This is a genomic window from Roseovarius sp. YIN77 (assembly GCF_057219155.1).
The window spans coordinates 1-24649 of record NZ_JBXVVI010000011.1; the positions used below are offsets into that span (position 1 = coordinate 1).

A 24649-nucleotide genomic window follows, 5' to 3' on the forward strand; every position below is an offset into this window, starting at 1 on the left:
CCCGTACATTCCCGCGCTGAACCGGAAGATAAGGCTCAATCAACGCGTACTGCTTTTCTGTTATCTCATTCATAACAATGGTTTAGCAGAAGCGGGCATCAGACGGTAGTGTTAACAGGCCCTAGTATAAATTAATAATACGGACTTCTCCGCCACAAAATCATATCCTAGTGTTCTTGTGGCTTTTTCCCATATCCTTGAACCATTCTCCACATTTCGATCCGAAACATTCATCACAATAGCAGAGGCCGCACCAGCCACGAGGCAACTTTCCGGCACTTGGATGCAGATCACCCACATCATAGCAACAAGCAAGTTTCTTACCTGAATGCGCCCAAAAACGACGCAATCACGGTGATCTGGACCAATTTTGGGTCAGATTCCTGCCGTTGGGCGATATGTCACGTCGCAGAATTACCCATTTTGGCCGTCTACGTACTGTACCCACGAGTATTGGTGCGCTAGTGAACCCGTGACCTAAAATGAATGGATTCTACTATGAGCGATCTACTCTCTCAGCGCCAGTCCTCCATCGATGCCACGCAGGGCGGCGCGCCTGCGCGAACAATCAACCCGTTTTTTGGTGTTGGACCTATTACCGACGTCGTCCGTGATGAGGTCGAAGGCCGTGAAAACAGATTCAAGTTCGACCATTGGCTGGAATCCACTTATCGCAAGCTGGATGACAAGGGCAACGATCTGGGCCCGTTCACGACGGCAGAGCTTGGTCGCTCCATGCACCGCGGCTATCCTGCGGATGCGGTTCTGTTGGACATGATGCACCATATCCACCGGTATTTCGGGTTTCCGAAATCCAACCAAATGGCCGTTGGTCTGGGTGGCGGGCATAGCGGGTTTACCGTTGCGATCATGCACCTGATGAACCCGAACCTGGCGGGTCAGAAACTGTTCGTCGACACCCCTGCCCCGGAATCCGAGGCCGCAAAGGCAGGTGGCTTCTTCCGTCAAAGCTGGGGCACCCAGATTCTGGAGCTGCAACGCTATGCCGCGAATGGCAACGCCGACAAGATTGCCTTTGCTGGTGAGGAAGGCACGATCCCTTCTGCTGACGCGCTCGAAGAGATGGGCATCACGCTGTTCGTAGGTGTCGGCCATGAAACCACTGGCGCCACCACCTATACCGAGGCAGAGGTTAAATCCCTGCTGGAATGGCTGGCCCGCGATCCTGAAAACCGCCATGCGGTGATCGATGTGACATCGATGCTGGGCGGCATGCCCTGGGCCGATGATGTGGTGGCATCCTTCCTGCAGAACTGCTGTCTGTTCACCCCGTTCCAAAAGGCCATTGGCGGTGTATCTGGGTATTTCATCGCGTCGTTCACACCTGCGGCGATGCAGTTGATCGAAGACAACCAGAAAGATCCGGCATGGGCCATCGCGCGTCAGTTGAAACTGGTTGTTCCAACCGATGCCAAAAAACCGCTGACGGGTGAAAAGACCGTGGGTCTGGGCCCGTTCTATGATCCGGCTGCCAATAAAATGACTGGCGGGGTGATCAACACATTCTCCACCCTCGCCTTTGCGGAAACCACCTATTGCCTGCTGCGTGTGGAGGCCATGATCGGCTCTGTCGAGACGATGAACCAGCGGTCGGTGCGTAATCGCCAACAGATTCAGGACTGGCTGGCGGGTCAATCCCTGCTGGAAGCCGGCGTTGCAAACCCCGAAAAACGCGGTGCCGCCGTGACCCTGTTGCGGGTCAATGATCCGGACATCACCGATGCTGATATCCATGCCCGTATCGTGGCCCGTTCCAAGCAGCTTTTGGGGTATGAGGGTCTGACCCATCCCAATGGCGAATATGAGGCCGGTCTGGATGCGGCCCGCTATGTCAACGCCTTCCCGGGCACCCCGGGCGACTATCGCGCCTGGATCGGTGGCATTCGCGAATCCGAAGATATCGTCGCGCTGTTGGAAAACATCTCTTACGCCTATCACCGTGCAAAAATCGTGGTACTGGAGGAAGAACTTGCCGCCCAGGGCCACACATTTGAGGCCGGCGAAGGCGCAGGTGGTGACACCCGCAAGGACGACTCTACCCGTGCCTACCGCATCCTGATCGCAGATCTGATTGGTCTGAAGTTTGGTGCCGATGGTCAGCCTGACCCCTCTGCCGTTCAAACCCATATCGAGGCACAAGGCGGGACCTTCACACTGGGTGCCTGGGATGGCGCTGACCTGCCTGCGGGTCAGCACTTCTTCTATCAACCTGATCTCAGCACCCATGAGGAACTGTCTGCGGCCTGCTGTGACAACCAGTATGACGCGGTGATCGCGGCGGCGACCTTCTTCCCTGAAAATGCCACCTTCCCAGAGGGCGGGGTGCGTATCGGCGCTGGCACCGGCAACATGGCCTGCGCCTGTTGGGGCGGCGGCGGCGGCACTGGTGGCTCTGCACCACTGATGAACACGCCCAGCTTTAACAGCCGTGCGACCGCGCAAATGGCGATGAAGGCTCTGCTGCGCGTTCTGCCAGACCTGAATGTCGATGAAATGCACGACCGCGTGGTCAAGGGCGACTTTGACACCGGCAAGCATCTGAAAGACTACCCGACCGAGAAGGTCGAGGGCAAACGCATGGCCGTGATCGGTTATGGCAATATCGGTCGCGATGTCGCCCGTCTGGCGAAATCTTTTGGTATGAAAGTGTCCGTCTACGCCCGCGAGCGTCACAAGCAGTGGATCGAATCCGAAGGCTTCACCTATGCCGCAACGCCAGAAGAGGCCGCAGCGGGTGCCGACGTTCTGTCCCCCCACACCGGTTTGGGCGCACCCACCACTGATGGCTCTTTTGCCAATGCTGGCCTGATCGGCGCATCGGTTCTGAACGCCATGAACGATGGCGCGGTCATCGTGAACTATGACCGTGGCGAAGTGATCGACGCAGACGCCCTCCATGCCGCAATGGCCAGCGGCAAAATCCGCTTTGCCGCCATTGATGCGGATTTGTTCGTCAAAGACGACGGTAGCCTCTTTGGCCCAATGGTGCCTTATCGCCCGCTGATCGAGACCTTCCCCGGCCGTCTGGAACTATTGCCGCATGCTGCAGCGGATACCGAACACACCTCGCGTGTCGAAGGCGCCAAGCAGGCGGTGGATCAGATCCTGTCCGCGATCCGCTATCGCAAAGTCATCAACTGCAAGGGCGACATCCCCGAAGGCTACACCAGCGGCGGTCCACAAACCGTGCCGGGTGTTGGCAAAGTCTTCCCGGGCACCATCAGCCGTGCGGCCGACGACGCCGACGCATTGGTCCGTATCCGTAAGGCATCGGAAACCCTGGCCACCATATGGGGCGCGATTGAAAGCACCCGCGACGCGGGCCGCCGGGCCGAATTGATCGCCGATCATGGCGCGGCGTTGATGCTGGCGACCAACACGCTGTTGAACGATTGCGATGCCTTCGGCCTGAACGGCCCGTTTGACGGCAACGCCTGATCAAACAATTCGGGCCAGCATCACACGATGCTGGCCCGCTTTCCTTCTGACCGCGTCAGTAAAAACTCTGCGGGTCGATATCCACTGACAATCTGATTGTTCCCGGCAGTTTGAACTGTCCCACCCATAGGGCCACGGCCTTTTGGATTGGCACGGACTTGTCCGCTTTGATCAACATCCTGACCCGGTGGCGCCCCCTGATCCGGGCAATGGGCGCAGGTGCGGGCCCGTAGAGCTCCGCCCCCACCGCGCGCAACGGATCCTGGCGCCGCGCCATCGCATTGGCCATATCAAAGGTTTGCGCGGCCTCTGTTCCTGACAAGACAATCCCGACCAGACGCCCATAGGGCGGCACACCGGCAGCCTGTCGCGACCCTGCCTCCGCCCGCCAAAACGCCTCTTCTTCCCCCGACAGGATCGCGCGAATCACCGGGTGTTCCGGCTGATAGGTCTGCAACACCGCAACGCCGCGCTTTTCCGCCCGCCCGGCCCGTCCTGCGACCTGCCGGATTAGTTGAAATGTCCGTTCCGCCGCCCGCAGGTCAGACCCCTGCAGGCCCAGATCGGCATCAATAACCCCAACAAGCGTCAGCAGAGGAAAATTATGCCCCTTGGCCACCAGCTGCGTGCCGATGATAATATCTCCGGCACCATTGGCAATGTCGACGACCGCCTCTTTCAAGGCGCGGGCCGAATGAAACAGATCAGAAGACAAGACCTTGACCCGCGCATCGGGGAACTGATCCACCACCTCTTCGGCCAACCGTTCCACCCCGGGGCCGATAGGGGCCAATTTGCCCTCCACCTGGCAGCTGGGGCAGACCTCTGGCATTGGTTTCGTCTCGCCGCATTGATGGCACATCAGCCGTTTCAGAAAACGGTGCTCCACCATCCGTGCATCGCAGTGATCACAGGCGATCTGGTTGCCGCAGGCCCGGCACAGGGTGGTCGGTGCATAGCCGCGTCGGTTCAGAAACAACAGCGACTGTTCGCCATCCCTTATCCGCTGGGTGATTTCGCCGCGCAACGTGGGCGACAGCCATCGGCCCGAGGGCAGTTCCTCTAGCCGCATGTCAATCGCGCGCATATCCGGCAGCTCCGCCACACCAAATCGGCTGCTAAGATCAAGGCGCTGGTACTTTCCGCTTTCTGCATTGGCCCAGCTTTCCAATGCGGGCGTGGCCGAGGCCAACACCACCTGGGCAGAGGCGCAAGTGGCGCGCAGCACCGCCATATCACGGGCGTTATACAGCACGCCGTCCTCTTGTTTATAGGAACTGTCATGCTCCTCATCGACCACGATCAGCCCCAGATCACGAAATGGCAGATACAAAGCTGACCGCGCACCCACGACCAGATCAACGCCACCTTGGCCCGCCATGCGCCAGATTCGGCGGCGTTCGGTCATGGTGACGCCCGAATGCCATTCAGCGGGCCGCGCGCCAAATCGCGCCTCAACCCGGGTCAGAAACTCCGCCGTCAGAGCAATTTCCGGCAACAAGACCAGCGCTTGGCGCCCTTGGCGCAAACATTCGGAGACTGCCTCCAGATAGACCTCTGTCTTGCCCGATCCGGTGACCCCTTTCAAAAGCGTCGTGCGGTACTGACCGCTGCGCATATCGGCGCGCAACACATCCGCCGCCTGCGCCTGATCGGTGTTCAGCTCTTTACCGCCATAGTCTGGATCAAGACTGGCAAAGGGCCTGTCTCGCGGCGTGGCCTCTTCTCGCATCGCACCTTGGGCCACCAGCCCCTTGATGACGCTGGCACTGGTTCCAGCCATTTCTGCCAGCTCGCGCTGGGTGAAGCTCAGGCCCGCATAATCACGCAAGACCGACAGGACACGGCGGCGTGCATCGGTCAGCCGATCCGGTTCACTATCGCCCAGCCGATAAATTTTCTGCATCGACGGCGGGTCGCTCAACCCCGGGGCACGGGTCGCCAGCCGTAGCATGGTGGTCATCGGGGTCAGGGTATAATCGCTGGCCCGGGTCAGAAAGGCGCGCATTTCCTCGCGCATCGGGGCCACATCAAGCACCCGGTGGGCCGCGCGAATTTTTGATCGGTCAAATGTTCCCTGCCCAGGCCCCCAGACCACGCCCAGAACCTTGCGCGGGCCCAAGGGCACCTCGACAAACGCCCCCTGATGGCAGCCACCCTCTGGCGCGCGGTAGTCCAGCAACCGATCCAACGGCTGCGTGGTCAGCACCGAGATCAGCGCCTCGTGATCATAAAATCCAGGGTTTGTGTGATCGGACATCTTGCGCCTGCGCCGCCTCAGGAACGCCCATATTCACGCCACAGATGGCGCGGGTCAACAGGGATAACGGCCCGGATCCAAAAACAGGGTTATCCGTCGAGCAGACCGGAAATACCCCTGATTGCGGCCTGCAGAACGCTGTCCAAACCGACCCGCAACGCGTTGATGACCGCGACATAGCCAGACAGAATTCCTTCTGCCCTGGGGATCATATTGGCGATCGTCGGGGCAAGGGCATAAATCACAACACAGGTCGCAAAGACCACCAGCGCCAGGATGAAGCCTGCACGATAGCGGCTGCGTTCACGCAGCAGTTCCGCCTCTTCGGCGCCATAGCCGGCCTCTCCATCCTGATCAGCATCCGACCGCAGCGACGAATTGATCTCTTCGATATCCGGCAAAAGGTTGCGGCGATTGGGCTGTTCGGGAACACCGTCGTCTTCGTTCGCCAACAGGGCAGAGATCGCACTGTCCAGCGCATTTGGGTCAGCGTCGTCCTGTTTGGGTTTTGTCGGCCGTTCGGGAACTGGTGCCACGGCAGATACTGATACATCCGTGTCGTCATCCTCGCGCCAGATGCGACCTTCAGCCTGCCGGGCTTGGGCCTCTCTGTCCGCCTCTTCGCGCAGCACGTTCTGGACCACGGGATCAAGGGGGCGGCGCCGGGGTTCCGGGGACGGGGCTGGGGACAACTCCTCTGGCTCTGGCTCTGGCTCTGGCTCTGGCTCTGGCTCTGGCTCTGGCTCTGGCTCTGGCTCTGGCTCTGGCTCTGGCTCTGGCTCTGGCTCTGGCTCTGGCTCTGGCTCTGGCTCTGGCTCTGAAGCCACATCATCATATGGCGCCGCTGACAACCCTTCTTCGGCCGGCTCGTCAGACTGCACCTCTTCATAGGTCTCTGCAGGATCGTTCCAGATCTGATCCGATGCGGGCGCTTCTTGATCTTCATCGGATGCGGTCACGGGCTCATCGGCCACGGGTGGTACTATTGAGTCTTCGTCTGACGCGGCAATTGCGTCTTGGGTCGCTTCAGCCCCAGTTTCGGCCTCCTCGGCCAGCATCGCAGCGCTTTTCTGAAACCAGGTATGTCCGCAATTTGAACATTGAACATCGCGCCCATCATCGGGGATGACGCGGTCATCGACTTCGTAATTGGCCTCACAGCTCGGACAAATCAGTCGCATTAATCTAATCCTGTTTCGCCCGCGTTGGTCGCGGTTCGTTGCCTCAATTGTTTCCACTTGTAGCAAGCCTTTGGTCTTTGTCCAAGTTTAGTGATGCCCAGTCATTGAAAGATCACGTTCTCTGGGGCAAAACTGTCACCATCAAGCCAACCGCCAAATGACGAAAGGGGCGCGCATTGATCGAGCTGAACGCTGCCTCTTTCAGTTATGGCGGGCAGGCCATCCTGAACGACATGACCACAACCCTGGCCCCCGGATCGTTTCATTTTCTGACCGGCCCGTCGGGGGCAGGCAAATCCACGTTTTTGAAACTGTGTCATGGCGCGCTGAAACCAACCGCTGGTCACATCAGCATTTTTGGCAAACAAACCAACAGTATGGCCCGGGACGATATCGCCAGGACCCGGCAACGCATCGGCGTGGTGCATCAGGATTGTCAGTTTCTGGATCACCTAAGCCTGACCGAAAATATCCTGCTCCCGCTGACGGTGGCGGGTCAGCTCAGCGATCATCACACAGGCGACCTGCGAGAGCTGATGGCCTGGGTCGGCCTGTCGGATCGCGCAAACGCCCTGCCCCCATCACTATCCGGTGGCGAACGTCAGCGCGCGGCCCTGGCCCGCGCTGTCATCCAATCGCCAGAGGTTATTTTGGCCGATGAACCCACAGGCAATGTTGATTGGGAGATGTCGCAGCGGCTCTTGTCGCTGCTTGCAGAGCTCAACCGCATGGGCAAAACCATCGTGATCGCCACCCATGATCTGCAATTGATCCGGGCGGCAAAGACCCAGGTCAATGCCCGGGTGCTGCGCATCAGCGATCGTACCATCCAAAATGCCGGGGCTGATTTGTGAAGAGCGTCAAAATGATACGCGCCGGTGAACTGGGCGGCTTTCTGGGCGGTGAGCAGAAGGACCGGGTCGTCCCGCCCACTGGTAACACCGCCGGGCTGACGGTCTTTACCTCTGCGGCGATGGCATTTCTGTGTGTCTTTGCCATTGCCTTGTCACTGGCCGCCGGGCGTTTGGCAGATCGCTGGCATTCCGAGCTGACACAATCCATCACCATCCGAATCTCGGCCCCTGCAGGACAGGCCGACCGGCAGGTTCAACGTACATTGCAAATTTTGGATACAACGCCCGGTGTGACCTCTGCGGCAGCCCTGAGCAAAGAGGAACATCAGGCATTGCTAAGCCCCTGGTTCGGGCCGGACCTGCCCGTTCACGATCTGCCCATTCCGCAACTGATCAACATCACCACGGATCAGACCCGGTTTGACACCGAAGGCCTGCGCCAAAGGCTGTCTGGTGAAGTGCCCGGCGCGGTGCTGGATGACCACATGCGCTGGCGCACCCCGCTGGTGCGCGCGGCAGAACGGTTGCGCCTGTTTGGGATGATCTCGATCCTTCTGATCGCCGCAACGACCGCGGCAATTATTACGCTTGCCGCCAACGCCGCCCTGGCCGCCAATAGTCAGGTCATTCAGGTCCTGCGAACGGTCGGAGCGATGGATAGCTATATCGCCCGCGCCTTTGTCCGGCGATTCACTTTGCGGGCCTTTTATGGTGCCTTTGTGGGCATGATCGCTGGCAGTATTGCGGTCGCACTTCTGCCTGCCGGTCAGGACCCTGGAAACTTTCTCACTGGCCTCGGTTTCGCCGGTTGGCATTGGCTTTGGCCCTTGGTTATCGCCCCGCTGGCCGCTACTGTCGCCTTTGTCGCCACCCGATTTGCCGCCCACGGAATTTTGAAAGACACGCCATGATACGCCACGCATTTCAGTGGGTTCGGTCCCTGCTCTTTATTGTCCAGATGTATCTGATGCTGGCCATCATCGGATTTGGTGGTATCCCCATTGCCCTGATCCGGCGCGAGGCGGTCTATGGCATCATCCGCGCCTATTGCAACTGGGTCCGTTGGACGGCGTCATGGATGGTCGGGTTAAAAACCGAAATCCGGGGGGAAATCCCCTCTGGCCCGGTGATCGTCGCAGCCAAGCACCAGTCGTTTCTGGACATTTTGATGATTGCCGGCACGGTCCCCAGAATGCGCTTCATCATGAAAAAAGAGCTGCGCTGGGCGCCGGTGATCGGAATGTACGCGAACTGGACCCATACCATCCCCGTTGACCGTGGCAAAAAAGGACAGGCGATCAAGGATATGGTCAAGGCCGTGGTCGACGGACCGAAAGAACCCAGCCAACTGGTGATCTTTCCACAAGGCACCCGTGTCGCCGCAGGCGTCAAAAAACCCTACAAGATTGGCACAGCAGTGCTTTACGAAAAGACCGGCCAAACTGTCATTCCAGCCGCCACCAATGTTGGCATGTTCTGGCCACGCCGCAGCCTGCTGCGTAAACCCGGTTTGGCCGTGGTCGAGTTTATGCCCGCCTTAGAGCCGGGCAAAGGCACCCGCGCCTTCATGCAACAGCTTGAAGCATCCATCGAAACCGCCTCTGACCGGTTGATGGCAGAGGCCCGATTGGCCAGGAACAAAGGTCATGCGCAAGATTGATACGATCCAAGAGTTGGAGGCTCTTTACAGTACGCCCGGTGAGGCTTCGCTGATAAAAGTCACGGATCAACTGATCCCGACCTATCGCGACTGGATTTCCCGCAGCCGGTTTTGCGTGCTCAGCACCATCGGGCCGGAAGGCACAGATGGCAGCCCGCGCGGGGACGATGGCCCCGTCGTGAAGATTTTGGACGACAAGACTTTGTCTCTGCCCGACTGGCGCGGCAACCAGCGGCTGGACACCCTGCGCAATATCGTGCACGACGCCCGCGTTTCCTTGATGTTTTTTATTGCCGGGTCAAACAATGTGATCCGCGTGAATGGTCATGCCATCCTGACCGACGATGATGACCTGCGCCGCAACTTTGAACAGGGCGGGCATCATCCGGCAACGATCATCGTGGTCAGCATCGAAGAGGTCTATTCGCAATGCGCCCGTGCCCTGATGCGCGCAGGCCTTTGGACCATGGGCGATCAGTCACACGGCTTGCCAACGGTCGGGGAAATGTTGCGCGACGCCAAGAACGGCGCGTTCGACGCCGACGCCTATGATCGCGACTGGCAGTCACGCGTGGAGGCAACATTGTGGTCGAATTGACGCTCGTCCGCCACGGACAGGCCCAGACCGGCGCCCGGGATGAGGCCAGCTATGATCAGCTCAGCGATCTGGGCCATCAACAGGCACGCTGGCTGGGTGAAGTTTTGCGGCAGGATCACCCTTATGACCGCATCATCTCTGGTGCCATGACCCGACAGGTGGAAACCGCGCAGTCGCTTGGCCTGCCAAAATTGCCCCATAAGATAGACCCGCGTTTGAATGAGCTGGACTATTTCGGGCTCGCCGAAAGCTTGCGCCAGAACGAAGGCATCGACATCCCCTATGACATGCAAAGTTTCGCCCTGCATGTGCCACAGGTCCTGGATGCCTGGCGCAACCGACGGGTTCACGATCATCTGGAAAGTTATGACGATTTTCGCACCCGCATTCGCGCTGCTGTCGCTGACGCGGCCGGGCTGGGGGGGCGCAGCCTTCTGGTGACTTCAACCGGGGTCATTGCAACACTGACGGCCATGGCTTTGGATCTGGACATCGCCATGAAAACCCGGATTTTTCTACGCATCCGAAATACGTCGGTCCACCGCTTCGTCTGGCAAAATGATGAACTGCATCTCAGTCAGTACGGGGCAACCCCGCATCTGGACCACGCCTCCCGCAACCACGCGCTGACCTACGGGTAGGCGCAAAAGGGGCGCTGCCCCTCGCGGGCAAAGCCCACTCACCCCGAGGTGTTTCATGCGAAAGGAAAAGCGGGCGGGTTTTACAGCCTCTGCGCGCGAATGTTTCGATTGAACCCGGGATTTCTTTTTGGCCGCAATACTCCCGCCAGAGGCCACAGCGCCGCCCAAAAGGCGGCGCAACTTATGGTGTGACGCAGAACGCGTCGCTATTTAATTGGGTGGCGAAACCTGTCAGGCTGCGAGCCCCTTGGAGCCAAGCCCAAGGTATTTCTTGCGCCGCTCTTGAACCAGTTCTGCGGGTTTTTTCTTGGCCAGCCGGGCCAGCTCTTCTTCTAGCGCTTTGCCCACCGCGGCAATCGCGGCGGGTTTGTTGCGCTGCGCACCGCCCATTGGTTCTGGGATCACGATATCAGCCACGCCCAACTTGTTCAGGTCCTGCGCCGTTAGGCGCAAGGCCTCTGCCGCTTCGCGCATCTTTTCGGCGTCTTTCCACAGGATAGAGGCACAGCCCTCTGGCGAAATCACCGAATAGATCGAATGTTCCAACATCATCAGCGTGTTGCCGGTGGCAAAGGCCACCGCCCCGCCGGAGCCGCCCTCGCCAATGATGACGGAGATCAAGGGCACTTTGACCTGCAGGCATTTTTCGGTCGACCGGGCAATCGCCTCTGACTGACCGCGCTCTTCGGCCCCTTTGCCCGGATAGGCGCCGGGTGTGTCGACCAAAGTGATGATCGGGATGCCAAAACGGTCGGCCATTTCCATCAAACGGATGGCTTTGCGGTAGCCTTCCGGACGCGCCATGCCGAAATTGCGTTCGATCCGCGATTTGGTGTCATTGCCCTTCTCATGGCCGATTACCATGACGGGGACACCATCCAACCGGGCCAAGCCGCCCATGACCGCATGGTCATCGGCAAAATTCCGATCCCCGGCAAGCGGCGTGTATTCGTCAAACAAAGCCTCGATATAATCTTTGCAATGGGGCCGATCTGGGTGGCGGGCAACCTGACATTTGCGCCACGGCGTCAGGCTCGCATAGAGATCTTTCAGAAGATCCCTGGCTTTTTTATCCAGCGCCTTGGCTTCCGACTCGACATCCATTTCTTCATTTGCCCGCGCCAGAGATCGCAACTCGGCAGCCTTGCCTTCGATTTCAGCCAGCGGTTTCTCAAATTCAAGATAATGGGTCACGAAGCTCTCCTGCATAATCTAACTGTCGTATATGGCCTGAGATACGAGCCAATGCAACATAGCACCGAACAGCTTTGGGCACACGCGCGTTGCGATATCTCACAAATTTTCATTGCCCTGGACATTTGTCGGCCTCTACCCATGATTTCTGGCGGTATTGTCGCCGCATTGCTGTCAATCCCGCATAAAAGCAGCTTTGTTTCCCCAATATTCGAAGGCTGCTGAAATTCGGACAAAAAATCCCCGTATCCGCCCCTAAATGCTGTGGAGAATACCGTTCAAACCGGCGGATTGATCACGGATTTTCACTGAATTTCGACGTTATCGTTTCGCATTTGGTGTATGCGGCCCATCTTCAACCCGCTTTGTTCCTGTGTGCCGAACAATCGCGGTTTCGACTGATCCTTTTAGACAGGTTGGTCGCTTAACCCCGGCCCGTGTAGGCAGAGATAACGGAAAGCGGCAACTTGGTCATTCGCTTGGGTGGGGCATCCGCATTGACCATCACCGCTCGCAACGCCGCTTTCCGTTTTGTTAAACAGTAATGGCTTCGGCCGAAATGTAATAAGTATGGTGAAGTAATGAGTGCTCAGGTTCAAAATGGTCAGGCCAGGAGAGAGACCCACAGACCGATCGCGGACAGTCAGACGCTGGACATTGACAATCTGATCGAACGGATTGCCACGCAGCCGTCTGCACCGTTGAAATCTGTGACGCCACCCCGTCTCTCTCCTGCCGCCACGCCCGTCGCACGTCCGGCATGGGCGATTGACGGAATTGCCGATAACACCCGGATCACCTCATCCTTTGGCGAGGTGCCCGCCCAGTTGCTGCGTAAAAACGACATGCTGCGCACCCGCGATGGATCCTATCGCCGTATTATTTGGATCAACCACCTGCGGTTTGACGAAGAATTCCTAGCGCAACACCCAGAGGCCGCGCCGATCCGCATCCGTGCCGGGGCCCTTGGTCGCAATCTGCCAGAACGGGATGTCGAACTGTCGCCCAGCAATGCGATCAGCCTGACAACCGGCGCAGGTCGCGCGACATTTAAGGCCAAAGACCTGCTCAACCGCTCCGGTGTTCTGCAAATGCCACGCAGGATGTTGAGCTATACCCAAATACGCTGCGAGGGCGGCGATACCGAGATCTGTTCCGAAGGTGTATGGATTCACCTGAACGGGTAAGTGAAACGCTCTTTTCACAAAAGAAATGCCGCCTGACCACAGGCGGCATTTTCGATTCTGGCTGTATGATCAAGACTTAATCAGCGATCATTTCGGCCTGACGCACGATCACCTCTGCCTGCTTGATCGAGGCGATATCGACCAGACGGCCCTTATAGGTCGTGGCGCCCTGCCCGGCGGCTTTGGCGGCCTCCATTGCGTCCAGAATTTCGCGGGCTTCCTGCACCTGCGCATCCGACGGGGTGAAGACCTCATTCGCCAGCGCGATCTGTTTCGGGTGGATCGCCCATTTGCCGACCATGCCCAAGGTCGCACATCGACGTGCCTGGGCCAGAAACCCTTCGTCATCCGAAAAGTCCCCAAACGGCCCATCGACGGGCAGCAACCCGTGGGTCCGGCAGGCCGCAACAATGGCTGCTGTTGCCCAATGCCACGGGTCTGACCAATGCTTTTCCCCGTTGCGGTGCATGTAGTAGTTTTCCTGCGTCCCGCCGATTCCGGTGGTCTGCATCCCCATCGATGCGGCAAAATCGGCCGCGCCAAGGCTCAGCGCCTGCATCCGTGGGCTGGCGGCGGCGATCTCCTCAACATGGGAAATCCCGGCCGACGTTTCGATAATCGCCTCGAAACTGATACGCTTCTTACGGCCCTTTGCGGCCTCAATCGAGGTGACCAGCGCATCCACCGCATAGATATCAGCCGCGCATCCGGCCTTGGGGATCATGATCTGATCCAGCGCATCACCGGCCTGTTCCAGCAGATCAACAACGTCCTTGTACCAATACGGGCTATCCAGACCATTGATCCGCACCGACAGGTATTTGTTGCCCCAATCAATGTCGTGGGTGGCTGCAATCGCGTTCTTGCGGGCCTCATCCTTGTCATTGGGGGCAACGGAATCTTCCAGATCGATATTGATCACATCCGCCGCGCTGGCGGCCATTTTTTCAAACAAGGCCGGACGCGAAGCGGGGCCAAATAATTGGCAACGGTTGGGGCGGGCCAGGGCGGCAGGCTGGAGACGAAAGCTCATTGATGATTCCTCTCGCAAGAATATTGCATTTCAGTTGTGCCGGTTGGTATAAAATTACGCTGCGCTGCGCAAGAAGGTTTTGCATGTGCAGCATAAGAGGATCGCGACCCTCATGTCGGAAACGGATGCGCCGTCACAATCGCAATTTGGTAGCTGGGCAATATCGTTAAGATTCAAACGGCTGGAATTTGGATTGCCTAACCTGTTCACCCCCATCCGTATCGGGCCGCATGATCTGGATCATAGGGTCGTTTTGGCCCCCATGACCCGAATCCGGGCGGATGAGGCCACGCTGGCCCCAACCCGGCAAACCGAAGATTATTACGCTCAACGGGCAAGCCAGGGTGGTCTGCTGATCACAGAGGCGGTGCATATCTCACCCGAGGCGACGCCGGTGTGGAAAATCTACCCCCGGGTATTGGCCAAGGGCGGCCATGTGCCGGGGCTGTGGACCGAAACCCAGATGCTGGCTTGGCGCCGCGTCGTGGACCGTGTTCATGCCAAGGGCGCAAAGATCTTTTGCCAACTGCTGCATACCGGGCGGGTGGCACAACCCGATATTGGTGCGCATCCCCTGATCGCGGGGACAGACCGGCCATTGCCACCTGTGTCATCTTCTGCAACCCCCATTCTTGCCAGCCAGGAAACCGGCAATCAGTACAATTGGGACGCCAATGCAGCGCGCCCGCGGGCATTGCAGACGGCTGAAATTCCGCGCGTCATATCAGATTACACCCACGCGGCAGAACTGGCGAAAGCCGCGGGTTTTGACGGGGTGGAACTGCACGCGGCACACGGCTATCTGATTGAACAGTTTCTCAACGACGGTGTAAATCACCGCTCTGATGCTTATGGCGGATCCATTGAAAACCGCTGTCGCCTTTTATTCGAACTGGTGGAGGCGCTACAGGCCGTGATGGGAGAGGGCCGATTGGCGGTGCGCCTGTCCCCAACCCACTTGGACCCCGAAACCGGGCGATCCAGACAGGTTTACTTCGATGTCCATGACAGCGACCCGGGTGCGCTCTACCGCCACGCGGTTCAGGGGTTAAATACCTATCCACTGGCCTACCTGCTGCTGACGGAACCCCGGGTCGGTGGATTGTCGCAACGGCCAGAGGACGAAAATGCCTATTCCCAACCAATCGCCAATCGGCCCTATCGGGATCTGTATGATGGGGTTTTGATCGGTGCGGGCGGTTTTACCCCGACCACGGCGGCACAGGCGGTTGCCCGCGGAGATTACGACCTGATCGCATTTGGCCGCTGGTTTCTGGCCAACCCTGACCTACCGGAACGGCTTCGCCAAAACGCTCGATTGAATGTCTATGATCGGGCCACATTCTACGGGGCCGGTGCTGAAGGCTATATCGACTACCCGACGCTGTCAGAGCCTTTGGGCAGATACCGCACAATGGCGCCTGATACGATCGGGGCCAGCCTGACATCCCCGAACAAAAGACCAAAATAAAGCGCGGCCAACCTACGACAACTGATCGAACAGTCTGAACCAATCCGCACCTCAAAGGAGGAAGCCGCGACAACGCTCAACTTAACGCATGATAATTCGATAAATATGTCAATACATCGAATATTCTTTCGATATATCTTTCACAACGCCTGAAATCAGTATGTTTTCGCAGGTAATTCGTAGGAAACTGCGCGCAAACTGATTCTGTGGGGGTACGCACCATGATTGAAACGCCATATCTTCTGTTCCTCGGTGATGCGCCAGACATGCTGGCCGCCAAAGTGGCCATCGGCATTCGCGACTGGCGCCCGGAAAATGCACTGGGTCAAATCAGGCTGGAAGGCTGCGGCGCTGATCTTGGGCTGAAGGATCTGACCCTGGCCGAAGCGCAGGAAGCCGGTGCCAAAACCCTCGTGATTGGCGTGGCCAACCGGGGCGGCGTGATTTCCCCTGCCTGGAAAAAAGTGCTGATCGAAGCGCTGGAAATGGGCTATGATATCGCCTCTGGCCTGCACAATCTGCTAAGGGATGAGGGCGACCTGGTCGCAGCGGCACAGACCTTTGGCGGCACCCTGCACGACGTGCGCGTCCCAACAGTTGGCTATCCGATTGCAAACGGCAAAAAGCGCACTGGCAAACGCTGTCTGGCCGTCGGCACCGATTGTTCCGTGGGCAAGATGTATACCGCCATGTGCATGGACGCCGAGTTGCGCAATCGCGGTATGAAGTCGACCTTCCGCGCAACCGGCCAGACCGGCATCCTGATCACCGGCCACGGCGTCCCGCTTGACGCGGTCATCGCCGATTTCATGGCCGGGTCGATCGAGTATCTGACCCCTGACAATGACGACGATCACTGGGATCATATCGAGGGGCAAGGTTCGCTGTTCCATGTGTCCTATTCCGGCGTCACCATGGCGTTGATCCATGGCGGCCAGCCTGATGCGCTGGTGCTGGCCCATGAACCGACCCGCGCCCATATGCGCGGCCTGCCGGATTATGCGTTACCGTCACTGGAACAACTTCGCGATACCGTTCTGCCCATTGCCCGCGTTGCAAACCCCAACTGCCAAGTGGTTGGCATTTCGATCAACACGCAGCACATGTCAGAAGACGAGGCCAAAGCCTATATCGCCGAGGTTGAAACCCGCATGGGCCTACCCGCCACGGACCCGTTCCGTTTTGGCGCTGGCAAGTTGGTGGACGCTCTGGCAGCGATCTGATCTAAGGATCCCGCTGGCGGCAACATTACATGCCTCCGGCGGGAGTATTTTCACCAAAAGAAGGGCCACATGATGCAGGTCACCGTTACCCGCGACGTGTTCAAACTGGCACAAGCCTTCACCATTTCCCGTGGGTCGCGGACAGAGGCAAAGGTGCTGACCGCGACCATCCGCGATGGCGCCCATCAGGGCTGGGGCGAATGCGTCCCCTATGCGCGCTACAATGAAACACTGGACAGCGTGAGCGCCCAGATCGAAAGCCTGCCTGATGGACTCAGCCGCGCGGCGCTTTACGACCTTCTACCTGCCGGGGCGGCCCGCTTTGCAGTCGACGCTGCGCTATGGGATCTGGAGGCCAAGAAAGCCGGCAAGCGCGCCTGGCAATTGGCTGGACTGTCCGCACCAAAGCCCGAAATCACAGCCTATACCCTCTCGCTCGACACGCCGGAAAACATGCGGGCGCAGGCCCAGAAAAACGCCCACCGACCGCTGTTGAAAATCAAGCTGGGCACCCCCGACGACATGCCCCGGCTGGAGGCCGTGCGCGCCGGTGCGCCAAAATCCACCATAATCGTTGATGCGAACGAGGGCTGGACGGCAGAGGTCTATTCCGATCTGGCCCCCCATATGGTGCGCATGGGCGTCGCGCTGGTCGAACAACCCCTGCCCGCCGGACAGGATGATATTCTGGCCGAGATTGCGCGCCCCCTGCCCGTCTGCGCGGATGAAAGCTGCCATGGCCGCGCCAGCCTGCCTGACCTCAAGGGCAAATATGATGTGATCAACATAAAGCTGGATAAAACCGGCGGCCTGACCGAAGCGCTGGCCCTGAAACAGGCCGCTCTGGCAGAGGGATACAAGATCATGGTCGGCTGTATGGTCGGCTCATCCCTGGCGATGGCCCCTGCCGTTTTGGTTGCACAAGGGGCTATGGTGACAGACCTTGACGGACCACTTCTATTGGCCGAAGACCGTGCAAACCCATTGACCTTTGACACCGCCGGGGTACACCCGCCAGAGGCCGCGCTCTGGGGATAAGGAGACACAACATGACCCGCACCGTTTATGTAAATGGCGAATACATGCCAGAAACCGAAGCCACAGTATCGATCTTTGACCGATCCTTCCTGATGGCGGATGGCGTTTACGAGGTCACCAGCGTGCTGGACGGCAAGCTGATCGACTTTGACGGCCATATCAAACGGCTGGAACGCTCCCTGAATGAACTCGACATGCCGCATCCGCCGGAGCTGGGCGATCTGCTGGACATCCACCGCGAACTGGTGCGCGCCAATGACATCACCGATGGCCTGATCTATTTGCAAGTCTCCCGCGGATCAGATGGCGATCGTGATTTCGTCTTCCCCAACCCCGAAACCACCCGGCCGACCGTGGTGCTGTTTACGCAAAACAAGCCCGGGCTCGCCAACTCCCCGACCGCCCAAAAGGGGCTGAAAGTGGTCGCGGTCGATGACATCCGCTGGGGTCGTCGCGATATCAAAACCGTGCAGCTTCTGTTCCCGTCAATGTGCAAGATGATCGCCAAAAAGGCCGGGTGTGATGATGCCTGGTTGGTTGAAGACGGGTTCGTGACCGAAGGTTCCTCCAACAACGCCTATATCGTCAAAGGCAACAAGATCATCACCTGTGCCCTGTCCAATGACATTCTGCACGGCATCACCCGCGCCGCCGTTCTGCGCTTTGCCCGCGAGGCGCAGATGGAGGTCGAAGAGCGCAACTTCACCATCGCCGAGGCGCAAGCTGCGGATGAGGCTTTCATCACCTCTGCCTCCACCTTTGTCATGCCAGTGGTAGAGGTTGATGGGGCAAAAATCGGCGACGGCACTGTCGGATCGGTGGTCCCCCGCCTTCGCGAAATTTACCTGGATGAGATGCGGAAACGGGCGGTTTAACTTGAATTCAGCTGCGCATATAAAGGGCCGGTTCGCCGGCCTTTTTTTGTTGTGGTGAATATTAGCAAAGCGGGACGGAGTAGCCGCCAAACTGATATCACAAGCCGCGCTTCTTTTGAAGCAGCGATACGACAAGTACACCCAATACGGGCACTATAATCGTGCGGATAAAATCTAACCCACTTTCGCGCCAGCGCCATATTCCGAAAGATTGCAAATCATCTCTCATGTCCAAAAATTCCATTGCGGCACCCAAGAGACAAGCAACCGTTAGCGCCCCTAAATACGGTGGTAAGCGCATTGATTTTCGGGCGAACACAACTGCAATTGCAGTCAACGTAATACCGATCAGAACATGAAGAATATCCCTATCAATGGGTACATATTCAGCGAGTAGGATTTTCAACGATTGATAGGCTGATGAGCTTTGTTCCATAGCTTAAAAATAGGAGCATCGAAGTAGTCGGCAAAGGGGAAAGTTGGGCGACTAGCAGACCGATCCACCCCTGTTGCAACTATCGACACTCCATTGCATTTCATGGAGTCTGGCTTGTCACATCCCCCCAACACCTTGACCCCACCTGCCCTTTCATGGCTATGCTTCACCGTGGCACAGAAGAGCAGCAAGAAACCCGCCCGCAGGAAAAAACCGGCAAAGGGCAGATTATATGCCCTGCGGCATCCGATCTTGTGGATTCGCAGATGGCTGGGGCGTGGTATCTTGGCGCTGGCCGCTTTGGCTGTTTTCCTCACTATCCTCTACACGTTCGTCGCGCCGCCGACGACGCCCTATATGCTGGCAGAGGCTTACCGGCTGGAAGGGTTGAAAAAGCAATGGATTGATCTGGAGGATCTCCCACCTCACGTTCCGGCCTCAGTGGTGGCGTCAGAGGATGCGAATTTCTGTCTGCACTGGGGGTTTGACATGTCGGCCATTCGCGACGCGGTGGCCGATGGGGCGAAACGGGGTGGGTCGACCCTGTCTCAGCAAACCGCAAAGAATGTATTTCTGTGGCAGGGGCGCAGTTGGTTTCGCAAATTGCTGGAGGCCAGCCTGACTCCGGTGATCGAACTTGTCTGGACCAAGCGCCGAATTGTCGAGGTCTACCTGAACGTTGCAGAGTTTGACGAAGGCGTGTTTGGGATAGAGGCCGCAGCGCAGCATTATTTCGGCAAACCTGCGGCCAAATTATCCACCACGCAGGCCGCGCGATTGGCCGCCGTTCTGCCCAACCCCAAGGGCCGATCTGCGTCAAACCCCACCCAATTCGTGCAGGGCCGCGCTCGGGCGGCCCGGGACGGGGCAGAAACGATCCGCGCAGATGGGCGGGCAGACTGTTTCCAAGGTTGATCTTGGGCTTTGAACGCGTCAATTAGGGTTATCCCTGTTTCAAGGCCGCATTCCGATGAACCGTTTATATCACGTTCCGCTTTCCCCGTTTTGCCGCAAGGTCAGGCTAAGCCTTGCCGAGAAAAAGATAGAGGTGGAACTGGTCGAGGAAAAATACTGGGAACGCGACCCGGATTTCCTGCGCCGCAATCCGGCAGGCAAGGTGCCGGTTCTGCGCATGGATGGCATGACCATGTCGGAAAGCTCGGCCATCTGCGAGTATCTGGAGGAGAAATATCCAGAACCGAGCCTGATGCCCTCCTCGCCCGCCTCCCGGTTCGAAGTGCGGCGCCTGATCAGCTGGTTTGACGACAAATTCCACAGCGAGGTCACGTCAAAGCTGCTGTATGAACGGGTGAACCGCAAGCTGATGGGCAATGGCTATCCCGACAGCGCGAATGTGAAGGCCGGCGCCAAGGCGATCAAATATCATCTGGATTACATGATCTGGCTCTTGGATCAGCGCCGCTGGTTGGCCGGCGATGTGATGACATTGGCGGATTTCGCCGCTGCGGCCCATCTGTCATCGCTAGATTACATATCAGATGTGGATTGGAACCGGTCGGACACGCTGCGCGACTGGTATGCCAAGATCAAATCCCGCCCGGCATTTCGGTCCATTCTGGCCGATCAGGTGGCGGGCTTCCCACCGCCCCGCCACTATGCGGATCTGGATTTTTGAGCGCCGCGCTCAGAACATCCCTTATTCAGAAAGCCCATAACGAAGGCTTCGCCAGCGTCGGCATCTGCCAGCCTGACGCTGTTCCCGAAATCTCGGACCGGTTGGACCAGTTTGTGGCAGAGGGGCGTCACGGTCAGATGGGTTGGATGGCCGAACGCATGCATTGGCGCGGCAACCCCGCGGCGCTGTGGCCGCAGGCTAAATCGGTGATCATGCTGGCCGAACCCTACACGCCGGATCATGACCCGCTGGAGGTTTTGGATCATAAGGACCGCGCGGCAATCTCTGTCTATGCGAAAAATCGCGACTACCACGATATCGTCAAAAAACGTCTGAAACGGGTTGGGCGCTGGCTGATCGAGCAGGCCCCGGGAGCAGAGATCAAGGTCTTTGTCGACACCGCCCCAGTGATGGAAAAACCGCTGGCCGCCGCCGCAGGTCTGGGCTGGCAGGGTAAACACACCAACCTGCTCAGCCGCGAACTGGGGAATTGGTTTTTTCTGGGGGCAATCTTCACAACCATCGATCTGCCCACCAACCCGCCCGCACGGGAAAACTGCGGCTCCTGCCGCGCCTGTCTGGATATCTGCCCCACCGATGCCTTCCCAGCCCCGTTCCAGTTGGATGCGCGGCGCTGCATTTCCTACCTAACCATCGAACATCACGGCCCGGTAGATAAAGAGCTACGTTCCAAACTGGGCAACCACATCTATGGTTGCGATGACTGCTTGGCCGCCTGTCCCTGGAACAAATTTGCCCAAACCGCCCGGGACATTCGATATGCCGCCCGCGACGATCTGCGCGCGCCGAAACTGGCGGAACTTGCCCAGCTGGACGATGCGGGCTTTCGCGAAAAATTCTCTGGCTCCCCCATCAAACGCATTGGCCGCAACCGGTTTATCCGCAACGTTCTTTACGCCATCGGAAATTCCGGACAAGCTGACCTGATCCAAGTGGCGCAAGCCCTGACAAACGATCCAGATGACACCGTGTCAGAGGCCGCTCGATGGGCGGTGGCAAGACTGAAGGACCAGACCCAATGAACCCGACCAAAGGCATTTTGATGAAACTGGCAGCGGTGACGCTGTTTTTCTTCATGGCCGTGTTGATCAAGGCCTCTTCGGAACATGTACCTCCCGGACAGGCAGTGTTTTTCCGGTCCTTCTTTGCGCTTCCGGTGATTGTCGGCTGGCTGATCTGGCAGAAAGAACTGGCAACGGGCCTTAAAGTCAAAAATCCGATGGCCCATTTCTGGCGTGGCCTTGTCGGAACCACCGGCATGGCCTGCGGCTTTGCCGCGCTTGGCATGTTGCCGCTGCCAGAGGTCACAGCGCTGGAATATGCTGCCCCGCTTTTGACCGTCATCTTTGCCGCGATGTTTCTGGGCGAAGAGGTGCGTATTTATCGCCTCTCTGCTGTTGCCTTGGGGTTGGTCGGGGTGTTCATCGTGCTGTCACCCCGTTTGACGCTGTTTCAGCAAGGCACGGTGGAAACCGTTGCCGCCTTTGGTGCGATGATCGCGCTTCTGGGCGCTGTGTTCAAGGCGCTGGCCCAGATCCATATCCGCAATATGGTGCGCACAGAACGGACTGCGGCCATCGTCTTTTACTTCTCTGTCACATCGACGGCACTGTCCCTGACGACCATCCCCTTTGGCTGGGTCTGGCCCACATGGTCAGAGGCCGCGATGCTGATCGGCGCCGGGGTTCTGGGCGGCTTTGGCCAATTGTTCCTGACCTCCTGCTACCGCTACGCCGATGCCTCTGTCGTGGCACCGTTTGACTATGCCTCGATGGTGCTGGCACTGGTCTTTGGCTATCTGTTGTTTTCCGAGGTCCCGACATCAACCATGCTGGCCGGGGCGTCGCTGGTCATTCTCGCCGGTCTGATCATCCTGTTCCGCGAACGCAAATTGGGCCTGTTGCAACAAGAAGAACGCACCAAGGCACGGCGCGGGATCACCCCGCAGGGTTAAGGGTTGCGCAAGGTTCTGCCCTACCATTTTGCGCAGATGGAAATATCATGCTATGGTTGTGACCCGGTCATTAAGGGAGGCATGACATGACACGGCATATCCTCGACCATCCGGCAGCAGATGAGAACGTTTCCGAGCTGAAGCGCTTTACTGATCTGGAACGCGCGAAAGGCGTCAAAGGACCACACCCTGCGACAGCCAGCTTGCAGCAACGTCCGCATGAACACAGTTCTGACAGCGCCCGGATGCGTGCCTATATGAAGATCGAGCGCGAAAACCAGTAGAGTTTCTGCGCAACTCATGAAACATGGGGCAACTTTGATATCTCCGGTCGCCCTGATGCGTCTTATTGAATTTCTGGCAATCTACCTGATTGCCCCGGTCCTGATGGCCGTGTTTCTGCCCAGCGGAATGTTGTTTCCGGCGCTGATCGGGTTCAGTGCGTTTGTACTGATTTTGCTGTTCGTGACCAAAGAATTTCAGTGGCGCAGCCTGCTTCACGGGGCCTCTCAGATTAACATGCGAACCATCGCTATTGCTGGTGCTCTAACCGCGACGGTAGGCGCCGTGATCGTGCAGATCACGCAGCCCGAGGCCCTGTTTTTCCTGTTGCGGGAACGGCCGGGGCTGATGTTGATGATCGCGCTTCTCTACCCGATCTTGTCGGTCTTGCCGCAGGAACTGATCTATCGCCCCCTGTATTTCCGCCGCTACGGGCACCTGTTGCCGGGGGATAAAACGGGGCTGGTTTTGAACGCCGCGCTGTTTGCCTTTGCCCATCTGATGTACTGGAGCTGGATCGTCGCGATGCTCACCTTCATCGGCGGCCTGGCCTTTGCCTGGGCCTATGAGATCCGGCGCAGTTTCCCCCTGACGGTTGCGCTCCATTCCGTGGCTGGGATCATCTTTTTCGCGGTCGGGATGGGGATCTATTTCTATTCCGGCAATGTGGTGCGGCCGTTTTAGATCCGACTTTAGATCCGGCGCCGCTTCACCTTGGTTTTGACCCAGGCATTGAACCGATGAACAAGCGGGTTGTTGGTACCCGCGGGTGTCACGATGTAATAGGCATTGTCAGACGGCAGTGGCGTATCGGACAACACAACCAAAGCGCCTTGGGACAGCTCATCCTCGATCAGATACTGCGGCACCAATCCAACCCCCAGACCGGCCGCTGCTGCCGCGATGACCATCGACCACTGATCATAGATTTTCCCGCGCGGTGCAGATGGGACATCCTCCCCGATCAGACTTAGCCAATTTCCCCACTGACCCAACCGGGTTTCCAGATGCAAAAGCGGCGCATCAGTCAGGGCGGACAGGTCGTCCAACCCGTGCCTGTCCCGAAAAGCGGGCGCACAGACAGGCAAAATCTCTTCGCGACACAGCAAACTCATTTGGGTGTCGGGCCAATCGTCCGTGCCATGATGGATGGCCAGATCGAACCGCTCTTCCTCAAAATTAAACGGATGCAGGCGCGCGGCCAGGCTGATTTCGATATCCGGGTGCTTGGCCTCGAAATCCGGCAGGCGCGGGATCAGCCATCGACAGGCAAAGGTCGACAGGGTCGCGATGCGCAAAACTGTCTTGTCATTTCCAGCTGCCACTGCCCGGGTCACGGTCTGTTTCAGTCGATCCAGATCGACGGACAGGTCCTGCGCAAATCGCGACCCGGCATCGGTCAACGCCACCCGGCGACCGTTGCGACGAAACAGCGTAAAGCCCAGCCCGCCTTCCAATTCCTTGATCTGCCGGCTCACCGCACTTTGTGTCAGGTGCAGCTCTTCAGCCGCCAGGGTAAAACTTCCATGCCGGGCCGCGCATTCAAAGGCGCGCAATGCCGCGAGGGACGGCATGATTTGGGATGAACGAGAGGCTGGTTTCATAATCTACATTCCCAATTCTCATGGATAACTGCGATTTATGTG

At 58.2% G+C, this 24649-nt stretch carries 23 protein-coding genes; 17 read left to right on the forward strand and 6 right to left on the reverse strand.

Annotated elements, in window-relative coordinates:
• The first annotated feature begins 498 nt into the window (after window positions 1–498).
• Window positions 499–3459, forward strand: a complete 2961-nt coding sequence (locus tag AC2D8P_RS10575; protein WP_484702593.1) for an NAD(P)-dependent oxidoreductase — start codon at window positions 499–501, stop codon at window positions 3457–3459.
• 55 nt (window positions 3460–3514) lie between these two features.
• On the opposite strand, the gene AC2D8P_RS10580 is transcribed toward AC2D8P_RS10575, so the two are convergent.
• Both AC2D8P_RS10580 and AC2D8P_RS10585 read right to left on the reverse strand, forming a co-directional pair.
• A complete protein-coding gene (locus AC2D8P_RS10580; protein ID WP_484702595.1) occupies window positions 3515–5719 on the reverse strand; it encodes a primosomal protein N' in 2205 nt (734 codons plus the stop codon).
• 89 nt (window positions 5720–5808) lie between these two features.
• On the reverse strand, window positions 5809–6900 hold the full coding sequence (locus tag AC2D8P_RS10585) for a zinc-ribbon domain-containing protein (RefSeq protein WP_484702597.1): 1092 nt from the start codon (window positions 6898–6900) through the stop codon (window positions 5809–5811).
• Window positions 6901–7076: 176 nt separating this feature from the next.
• Between AC2D8P_RS10585 and AC2D8P_RS10590 the strand changes: the two genes are divergently transcribed.
• The 5 genes from AC2D8P_RS10590 to AC2D8P_RS10610 are packed head-to-tail and all read left to right on the forward strand — an operon-like array spanning window position 7077 to window position 10653.
• A complete protein-coding gene (locus AC2D8P_RS10590; protein WP_484702599.1) occupies window positions 7077–7754 on the forward strand; it encodes a cell division ATP-binding protein FtsE in 678 nt (225 codons plus the stop codon).
• Window positions 7755–7765: 11 nt separating this feature from the next.
• Entirely contained in the window at window positions 7766–8665 is a 900-nt protein-coding gene (locus AC2D8P_RS10595; protein WP_484702600.1) for a cell division protein FtsX, read from the forward strand.
• Window positions 8662–9414, forward strand: a complete 753-nt coding sequence (locus AC2D8P_RS10600; protein WP_484702601.1) for a lysophospholipid acyltransferase family protein — start codon at window positions 8662–8664, stop codon at window positions 9412–9414. The genes AC2D8P_RS10595 and AC2D8P_RS10600 overlap by 4 nt, the downstream gene beginning before the upstream one ends.
• Window positions 9401–10012, forward strand: coding sequence for a pyridoxamine 5'-phosphate oxidase family protein (locus tag AC2D8P_RS10605; protein WP_484702603.1), 612 nt, complete (start codon window positions 9401–9403; stop codon window positions 10010–10012). Before AC2D8P_RS10600 ends, AC2D8P_RS10605 begins: the two co-directional genes overlap by 14 nt.
• Entirely contained in the window at window positions 10000–10653 is a 654-nt protein-coding gene (locus tag AC2D8P_RS10610; protein WP_484702604.1) for a histidine phosphatase family protein, read from the forward strand. Before AC2D8P_RS10605 ends, AC2D8P_RS10610 begins: the two co-directional genes overlap by 13 nt.
• Before the next feature lie 231 nt (window positions 10654–10884).
• Here the strand turns inward: AC2D8P_RS10610 and AC2D8P_RS10615 are convergent, their stop codons facing one another.
• Complete coding sequence (locus AC2D8P_RS10615; protein WP_484702606.1) at window positions 10885–11847, reverse strand: acetyl-CoA carboxylase carboxyltransferase subunit alpha; 963 nt, start codon at window positions 11845–11847, stop codon at window positions 10885–10887.
• 581 nt (window positions 11848–12428) lie between these two features.
• Between AC2D8P_RS10615 and AC2D8P_RS10620 the strand changes: the two genes are divergently transcribed.
• Window positions 12429–13034 carry a Hint domain-containing protein gene (locus AC2D8P_RS10620; RefSeq protein ID WP_484702608.1) on the forward strand — a complete coding sequence of 202 codons (606 nt, stop codon included), beginning with the start codon at window positions 12429–12431 and terminating at the stop codon, window positions 13032–13034.
• Window positions 13035–13110: 76 nt separating this feature from the next.
• Here AC2D8P_RS10620 and AC2D8P_RS10625 read toward each other — a convergent pair whose 3' ends face one another.
• Window positions 13111–14067, reverse strand: coding sequence for an L-malyl-CoA/beta-methylmalyl-CoA lyase (locus tag AC2D8P_RS10625; RefSeq protein ID WP_484702609.1), 957 nt, complete (start codon window positions 14065–14067; stop codon window positions 13111–13113).
• A gap of 112 nt (window positions 14068–14179) precedes the next feature.
• Between AC2D8P_RS10625 and AC2D8P_RS10630 the strand changes: the two genes are divergently transcribed.
• The 4 genes from AC2D8P_RS10630 (at window position 14180) to AC2D8P_RS10645 (ending at window position 18674) form a co-directional block, all read left to right on the forward strand.
• Window positions 14180–15538 (forward strand): alkene reductase, encoded by a 1359-nt coding sequence (locus AC2D8P_RS10630; protein ID WP_484702611.1) that lies wholly within the window; start codon window positions 14180–14182, stop codon window positions 15536–15538.
• A 221-nt stretch (window positions 15539–15759) separates the two neighbouring features.
• Window positions 15760–16761, forward strand: coding sequence for an N-acetyltransferase DgcN (dgcN, locus tag AC2D8P_RS10635; protein ID WP_484702612.1), 1002 nt, complete (start codon window positions 15760–15762; stop codon window positions 16759–16761).
• Window positions 16762–16833: 72 nt separating this feature from the next.
• The gene (dgcA, locus tag AC2D8P_RS10640) at window positions 16834–17799 is read left to right on the forward strand and encodes an N-acetyl-D-Glu racemase DgcA (protein WP_484702735.1); all 966 of its coding nucleotides are present in this window, start codon (window positions 16834–16836) and stop codon (window positions 17797–17799) included.
• Between the two features lie 11 nt (window positions 17800–17810).
• Window positions 17811–18674 carry a D-amino-acid transaminase gene (locus AC2D8P_RS10645; RefSeq protein WP_484702614.1) on the forward strand — a complete coding sequence of 288 codons (864 nt, stop codon included), beginning with the start codon at window positions 17811–17813 and terminating at the stop codon, window positions 18672–18674.
• Window positions 18675–18771: 97 nt separating this feature from the next.
• On the opposite strand, the gene AC2D8P_RS10650 is transcribed toward AC2D8P_RS10645, so the two are convergent.
• Window positions 18772–19110 carry a hypothetical protein gene (locus tag AC2D8P_RS10650; RefSeq protein WP_484702616.1) on the reverse strand — a complete coding sequence of 113 codons (339 nt, stop codon included), beginning with the start codon at window positions 19108–19110 and terminating at the stop codon, window positions 18772–18774.
• A 114-nt stretch (window positions 19111–19224) separates the two neighbouring features.
• Here AC2D8P_RS10650 and mtgA point away from each other — a divergent pair, with 114 nt between their 5' ends.
• The 6 genes from mtgA to AC2D8P_RS10680 all read left to right on the forward strand — a co-directional run bounded on the left by mtgA (window position 19225) and on the right by AC2D8P_RS10680 (window position 23687).
• Entirely contained in the window at window positions 19225–20025 is an 801-nt protein-coding gene (gene mtgA / locus AC2D8P_RS10655) for a monofunctional biosynthetic peptidoglycan transglycosylase (RefSeq protein ID WP_484702618.1), read from the forward strand.
• A gap of 55 nt (window positions 20026–20080) precedes the next feature.
• Window positions 20081–20746 carry an FtsZ-binding protein FzlA gene (gene fzlA, locus AC2D8P_RS10660; protein WP_484702619.1) on the forward strand — a complete coding sequence of 222 codons (666 nt, stop codon included), beginning with the start codon at window positions 20081–20083 and terminating at the stop codon, window positions 20744–20746.
• A complete protein-coding gene (gene queG / locus AC2D8P_RS10665) occupies window positions 20743–21789 on the forward strand; it encodes a tRNA epoxyqueuosine(34) reductase QueG (protein ID WP_484702621.1) in 1047 nt (348 codons plus the stop codon). The genes fzlA and queG overlap by 4 nt, the downstream gene beginning before the upstream one ends.
• Complete coding sequence (locus AC2D8P_RS10670) at window positions 21786–22721, forward strand: DMT family transporter (RefSeq protein WP_484702622.1); 936 nt, start codon at window positions 21786–21788, stop codon at window positions 22719–22721. The genes queG and AC2D8P_RS10670 overlap by 4 nt, the downstream gene beginning before the upstream one ends.
• Window positions 22722–22807: 86 nt before the next feature.
• Window positions 22808–23005 carry a hypothetical protein gene (locus AC2D8P_RS10675; protein WP_484702624.1) on the forward strand — a complete coding sequence of 66 codons (198 nt, stop codon included), beginning with the start codon at window positions 22808–22810 and terminating at the stop codon, window positions 23003–23005.
• Between the two features lie 55 nt (window positions 23006–23060).
• Window positions 23061–23687, forward strand: coding sequence for a CPBP family glutamic-type intramembrane protease (locus AC2D8P_RS10680; RefSeq protein ID WP_484702625.1), 627 nt, complete (start codon window positions 23061–23063; stop codon window positions 23685–23687).
• Between the two features lie 8 nt (window positions 23688–23695).
• On the opposite strand, the gene gcvA is transcribed toward AC2D8P_RS10680, so the two are convergent.
• Window positions 23696–24607: a transcriptional regulator GcvA gene (gene gcvA / locus AC2D8P_RS10685; RefSeq protein ID WP_484702626.1), complete on the reverse strand. Its 912-nt coding sequence runs from the start codon at window positions 24605–24607 to the stop codon at window positions 23696–23698.
• Between the last annotated feature and the right edge of the window lie 42 nt (window positions 24608–24649).

Excerpts from the sequence above, each read along its gene's own strand:
- AC2D8P_RS10575 (WP_484702593.1), top strand. The coding sequence starts at position 499 with ATGAGCGATCTACTCTCTCAGCGCCAGTCCTCCATCGATGCCACGCAG.
- AC2D8P_RS10580 (WP_484702595.1), bottom strand. The coding sequence starts at position 5,719 with ATGTCCGATCACACAAACCCTGGATTTTATGATCACGAGGCGCTGATC.
- AC2D8P_RS10585 (WP_484702597.1), bottom strand. The coding sequence starts at position 6,900 with ATGCGACTGATTTGTCCGAGCTGTGAGGCCAATTACGAAGTCGATGAC.
- AC2D8P_RS10595 (WP_484702600.1), top strand. The coding sequence starts at position 7,766 with ATGATACGCGCCGGTGAACTGGGCGGCTTTCTGGGCGGTGAGCAGAAG.
- AC2D8P_RS10600 (WP_484702601.1), top strand. The coding sequence starts at position 8,662 with ATGATACGCCACGCATTTCAGTGGGTTCGGTCCCTGCTCTTTATTGTC.
- AC2D8P_RS10605 (WP_484702603.1), top strand. The coding sequence starts at position 9,401 with ATGCGCAAGATTGATACGATCCAAGAGTTGGAGGCTCTTTACAGTACG.
- AC2D8P_RS10620 (WP_484702608.1), top strand. The coding sequence starts at position 12,429 with ATGAGTGCTCAGGTTCAAAATGGTCAGGCCAGGAGAGAGACCCACAGA.
- AC2D8P_RS10625 (WP_484702609.1), bottom strand. The coding sequence starts at position 14,067 with ATGAGCTTTCGTCTCCAGCCTGCCGCCCTGGCCCGCCCCAACCGTTGC.
- AC2D8P_RS10630 (WP_484702611.1), top strand. The coding sequence starts at position 14,180 with ATGTCGGAAACGGATGCGCCGTCACAATCGCAATTTGGTAGCTGGGCA.
- dgcN (WP_484702612.1), top strand. The coding sequence starts at position 15,760 with ATGATTGAAACGCCATATCTTCTGTTCCTCGGTGATGCGCCAGACATG.
- dgcA (WP_484702735.1), top strand. The coding sequence starts at position 16,834 with ATGCAGGTCACCGTTACCCGCGACGTGTTCAAACTGGCACAAGCCTTC.
- AC2D8P_RS10645 (WP_484702614.1), top strand. The coding sequence starts at position 17,811 with ATGACCCGCACCGTTTATGTAAATGGCGAATACATGCCAGAAACCGAA.
- AC2D8P_RS10650 (WP_484702616.1), bottom strand. The coding sequence starts at position 19,110 with ATGGAACAAAGCTCATCAGCCTATCAATCGTTGAAAATCCTACTCGCT.
- fzlA (WP_484702619.1), top strand. The coding sequence starts at position 20,081 with ATGAACCGTTTATATCACGTTCCGCTTTCCCCGTTTTGCCGCAAGGTC.
- AC2D8P_RS10670 (WP_484702622.1), top strand. The coding sequence starts at position 21,786 with ATGAACCCGACCAAAGGCATTTTGATGAAACTGGCAGCGGTGACGCTG.
- AC2D8P_RS10675 (WP_484702624.1), top strand. The coding sequence starts at position 22,808 with ATGACACGGCATATCCTCGACCATCCGGCAGCAGATGAGAACGTTTCC.
- AC2D8P_RS10680 (WP_484702625.1), top strand. The coding sequence starts at position 23,061 with ATGCGTCTTATTGAATTTCTGGCAATCTACCTGATTGCCCCGGTCCTG.
- gcvA (WP_484702626.1), bottom strand. The coding sequence starts at position 24,607 with ATGAAACCAGCCTCTCGTTCATCCCAAATCATGCCGTCCCTCGCGGCA.